This is a genomic window from Mesorhizobium sp. M7A.F.Ca.CA.004.06.1.1 (genome assembly GCF_003999135.1).
Lineage (GTDB): Bacteria > Pseudomonadota > Alphaproteobacteria > Rhizobiales > Rhizobiaceae > Mesorhizobium.
Window position 1 is genome coordinate 1 of sequence record NZ_RZPQ01000526.1, and the last position, 4,221, is coordinate 4,221.

Consider the following 4,221-nt stretch of genomic DNA (forward strand, 5'->3'; position numbering starts at 1 on the left):
GCATCGTAGTCGCGCCCATAGCAGAAGGCCTGGTCCGGCTTCAGCCGCTCGCGCAGCGGCGGGCCTAGCGCCGGGTCGACCGGATCGATGCGCGCGAACTCCGCCTTGCAGGTCGCCGCTGGGATCGGGTCGAGGCGAAAATTGTCGTCATCCTTGCCGAGTGCCTGCCTGCTATATTCCGCAGCGCCAAGCTCTTCTTCCGAACCGGCATCGAGATAGATGTCGGGCTGCAGATCCGAGAGGAACAGCCGGCCCTTGTCGTCGACCTTCAGCGACGCAAGCGTCCGGTCGCATTCCATGCCGCAATGAACCGGGCCTGTCTTGCCGTCCTCTGACGCATGATTGCACCAGCCGCCGGCCCATTCCGGCGACTTGGCGCCGCGCACGGTGGTGGCGATGAAAGCATTGTAGGACGTGTCGGAATTCACGGTCGGTTCCTCGTTCGGCCGGCTGACCGGATCATGGCCGTAGTAGAAGAAGATCCGCGTCACCTTCTGCTTCGGGTGCGCCTTGAGATGCCCCGCATCATAGACGCGGCCGAAACAGGCATCAGCGCCGTTCGGACTGAGTTCGGTGAGCTTCAGCGCATCGTCGGCGGAGGCCGATCCGGCAAGCAAGCCAAGCAGCGCCGCGCCAAACCCGGCGCCGGCGACTGTCTTCCATTCCCCTGCCCTGAACGCCATGTGATCTCTCCTCCGCATCGACAGGACGCAACGCCAATTTATGCTAGTATTGCGGCCGCAGCCACGCAATTCGCGGCGGGCCGCCAAGCGGAGGAGGATTCCATGCGTCGGCGCGATATGTTCCGCGCGGTTCTTGCCGGAACCGGAACGCTTCTCGGTTTGCGGGCAGCACAGGCAGCCGCCACCGAGCCCGCAAGGCAAAAAGTCGCCTACCACTTGAGCGACACCGACAAGGTCAATTTCGTGCTCGGCAACATCAAGAACCACTATGAGGGCACCGGCGGCAATGTCGACATCGTGCTGGTCGTGCATGGTCCCGCGCTCGCGGCCTTCAAGTCGAAAGGCATATCGGCCGCGATTTCCGGGCGCTTCGCCGGCCTGGTGCGGCAGGGGCTGGAACCCCATGCCTGCGCCAACACCATGCAAGGCATGGATATTTCGCTCCCCGACCTGCTCGCCGGGTTTCATGCCGCCGACAAGGGCGGCGTCGTCAAACTCGCCGAACTGCAAGGCCAGGGTTACGCCTATCTGCATCCGTAGAGCGGTTTGTTGGGCGCAAATTCCCGAGGGAAAGCGCTACTCGCTTTGCCGGGAAACCGCTCCACACGTTTCCTTGAATTGCTCAAAGGCTTGAACACCGGGGTGGCAAGGGCCTACGAAGGACAGGCAGACCTCCCGGAGGAAGAACCGTGCCAGCCACCACACTCAGCATACCCGATCTTGCCGGCAAGGCAGTGCTGGTCACCGGTGCGTCGACCGGCATCGGAGCGGCGCTCGCGCTGGCCTATGCAGCGCAGAAATGCAAGGTGGCGCTGCACTACAATTCGAGTCAAGACGCCGCCGAGAAGCTCGGCCTGACGATTGCCGACAAGGGCGGCGAGGTGTTTCTCGTTCAGGGCGATTTTTCCGTTGCCGCCGATGTCGAGCGCGTCGTCGAAGACAGCGCGCAATATTTCGGCCGCCTCGACGGGCTGGTCAACAATGCCGGCGGCATGCTTGGCCGCATCCCTTATGCCGAGCAGACCGAGGCGCATTACGACGCTGTGATGGACCTCAATGCGCGCTCGGTGCTGACTGCTTCGCGCAAGGCGATCCCGTGGCTGAAGAAACAGGGCGGCTTCATCGTCAACACCTCCTCGATCGCCGCGCGCAACGGCGCCGGCGGCGGCGCCGGGCTTTACGGCTCGGCCAAGGCCTTCGTCTCCAATGTGACGCGCGGCATGGCCAAGGAACTGATCGGCTTCGGCATCCGCGTCAACGCGGTAGCGCCCGGAACCATTCTCACCCCGTTCCACGAGCGCTATTCGACCGACGAGCAGATGAAGGGCATGGTCGCCACCATTCCGCAGGGACGCGCCGGCACGGCGCAGGATTGCGTCGGCGCCTATCTGTTCCTCTCTTCGGACCTTCTCAGCGGCTACATCACCGGCCAGGTGATCGAGGTGAATGGCGGCCAGTTGATGCCTTGAACGGCTACCGGCATACTGGCGGTCTGCATGTTCTTGTCGAAAACCTCAAAGGGAGACAACGGAATGTACGGACTGATCGGCAAGATGCGGGCGGCGCGCGGCCAGCGCGACGCGGTCATGGACCTTCTGCGCGACAGTACAGGCGCCCTGCCAGGCTGCCTGAGCTATATCATCGCCCGCGACCCCGCCGATGCCGACGCGATCTGGGTCACCGAAGTGTGGACCGACGCCGAAAGTCACAAGGCCTCGCTGCAGCTTCCCGAAGTCCAGGCGGCGATCGCCAAGGCGCGGCCATTCATCGCCGGCTTCGAATTCCAGGTCGAGACCCATCCCGTCGGCGGCTTCGGGCTGGCTGACGGCAAGACGGGGTGATCCGCCCACGGCTTGATGCCGAGGCGAGGTTCGCACTCCAGGGTGCAATATCGACAGGTGAACAATCTCGACCCCGGGTTTTGCCAGTCATCGCGCTCCACTTGTAATTCTCTGAAAATGGACTAAGCTCTGTGGACTAAGTCCACTTGGAGAAACCTGCGATGCAGACCGTGAACATCCACAATGCGAAGACCAATCTTTCACGTCTCGTTGACCGAGCTGCCAAAGGTGAGCCGTTCATCATCGCCAAGGCGGGCAAACCATTGGTGAAAGTCGTGCCTATCGATCAGCCGGCCTCGTCGCAGGCGCGAAGGGTCGGTTTTATGGCCGGCCAGTTTTCCGTTCCCGACGATTTCGACCGCATGGGTGGCGAGGAGATTGAGCAACTGTTCGGTGTCAACACTTGAAACTGCTACTCGACACCCATTTGCTGCTGTGGGCGGCTGGCGAACCGGATCGGCTAACACCTGCGGCTCTCGCCGAGATTGAGGACCCCGAGAACGAATTGCTGTTCAGTCCCGCCAGCCTTTGGGAGATCGCAATCAAACGAGGACTGGGACGGGATGATTTCCAGGTCGATCCCCGTTTGCTCCGGCGAGGCCTATTCGACAATGGCTATCACGACTTGCCGATCACCAGTGAACATGCCCTCGCCATCGACGGACTTCCGGCGATCCACAAGGATCCCTTCGATCGAATCCTGGTCGCCCAGGCAACCATTGAGGGGATTACCTTGCTGACGATGGACGATCTTGTCGCCCGTTATCCCGGTCCTATCCGAAAGCTCTGACACCTTGGTAAACTGCGTGACTCGCGCGCCACACAGCTTCCTTTTTCGGCAAAGCGGGGGTTCGCATCGTCCCGCTTCAAGTCTAAGACCGAAACATGGATTCCTCGGCCGAGCAGCCATCCCCGGACCTGCCCACACTCGAGCGCATGGCGCGGATGCGCAAGCTCTGGCAGTGGCTTGCCCTGCTGGTTGTTTCCCTGCTGTTTGCCGGCGCGCTGGAACTCGCCACCCTGCCGGCGGCGTTGCTGATCGGACCGATGCTGGCGGCCATCGTCGCCGGCACCAATGGCGCCACGGTGCGTGTGCCGCGTCTTCTGTTTGGCGCCGCCCAGGCGATCGTCGGCTGCCTCGTCGCCAGCTCGATCTCGGCCGACATCTTTCCGGTCTTCTACCAGGAATGGCCGCTGTTTTTAGGCGTCGTGGTGGCGACCGTCACTGCCTCCAGCCTGCTCGGCTGGCTGATCAGCCGCTGGCGCATCCTGCCCGGCACCACCGCCGTCTGGGGCTCGTCGCCGGGTGCGGCCACCGCCATGGTGCTGATGGCCGGTGCCTTCGGTGCCGACCAGCGCCTCGTCGCTTTCATGCAATATCTGCGCGTCATATTCGTCTCGATGACCGCAGCACTCGTTGCCAAGATGTGGGTCGACACCTCGGGCGTCGAAATCCCGCCCATCGTCTGGTTTCCGCCGATCGACCGCCAGGCCTTCGCCGCCACCATCGGCATCGCGCTGGTTGGCGGCCTGTCGGGAAAGATTTTCCGGCTGCCCTCGCCCTTCTTCCTCGGCACCTTTATCTTCGGCACCGTCGTCCATCTTGGCTTGGGCGTGGAGATGCAATTGCCGCAATGGCTGCTGGCCGTCAGCTACGCCATGGTCGGCTGGTCGATCGGCCTGAACTTCACAACGGC

Annotated in this window: 6 protein-coding genes and 1 pseudogene; 6 read left to right on the plus strand and 1 reads right to left on the minus strand. The window is 62.7% G+C overall.

What is annotated here, in order from left to right; genetic code table 11:
• Positions 1-683: pseudogene (locus tag EN906_RS24950) on the minus strand (hypothetical protein); the annotation flags it as partial.
• Between the two features lie 102 nt (positions 684-785).
• Here EN906_RS24950 and EN906_RS24955 point away from each other — a divergent pair.
• The 6 genes from EN906_RS24955 to EN906_RS24980 all read left to right on the plus strand — a co-directional run.
• On the plus strand, positions 786-1,223 hold the full coding sequence (locus tag EN906_RS24955) for a DsrE family protein (RefSeq protein ID WP_127270547.1): 438 nt from the start codon (positions 786-788) through the stop codon (positions 1,221-1,223).
• Positions 1,224-1,372: 149 nt separating this feature from the next.
• Positions 1,373-2,152, plus strand: a complete 780-nt coding sequence (locus EN906_RS24960) for an SDR family oxidoreductase (protein WP_127270549.1) — start codon at positions 1,373-1,375, stop codon at positions 2,150-2,152.
• A gap of 63 nt (positions 2,153-2,215) precedes the next feature.
• The gene (locus EN906_RS24965; RefSeq protein ID WP_023809886.1) at positions 2,216-2,524 is read left to right on the plus strand and encodes a putative quinol monooxygenase; all 309 of its coding nucleotides are present in this window, start codon (positions 2,216-2,218) and stop codon (positions 2,522-2,524) included.
• A 161-nt stretch (positions 2,525-2,685) separates the two neighbouring features.
• Positions 2,686-2,931, plus strand: a complete 246-nt coding sequence (locus tag EN906_RS24970; RefSeq protein ID WP_056595839.1) for a type II toxin-antitoxin system prevent-host-death family antitoxin — start codon at positions 2,686-2,688, stop codon at positions 2,929-2,931.
• Entirely contained in the window at positions 2,928-3,314 is a 387-nt protein-coding gene (locus EN906_RS24975) for a type II toxin-antitoxin system VapC family toxin (RefSeq protein ID WP_127270551.1), read from the plus strand. Before EN906_RS24970 ends, EN906_RS24975 begins: the two co-directional genes overlap by 4 nt.
• Positions 3,315-3,409: 95 nt before the next feature.
• A partial coding sequence (locus EN906_RS24980; RefSeq protein ID WP_164777335.1) for an AbrB family transcriptional regulator occupies positions 3,410-4,221 on the plus strand: 812 nt, incomplete at its 3' end.

Coding starts and splice junctions, on each gene's coding strand:
- EN906_RS24955 (WP_127270547.1), top strand. CDS start 786: ATGCGTCGGCGCGATATGTTCCGCGCGGTTCTTGCCGGAACCGGAACG.
- EN906_RS24965 (WP_023809886.1), top strand. CDS start 2,216: ATGTACGGACTGATCGGCAAGATGCGGGCGGCGCGCGGCCAGCGCGAC.
- EN906_RS24970 (WP_056595839.1), top strand. CDS start 2,686: ATGCAGACCGTGAACATCCACAATGCGAAGACCAATCTTTCACGTCTC.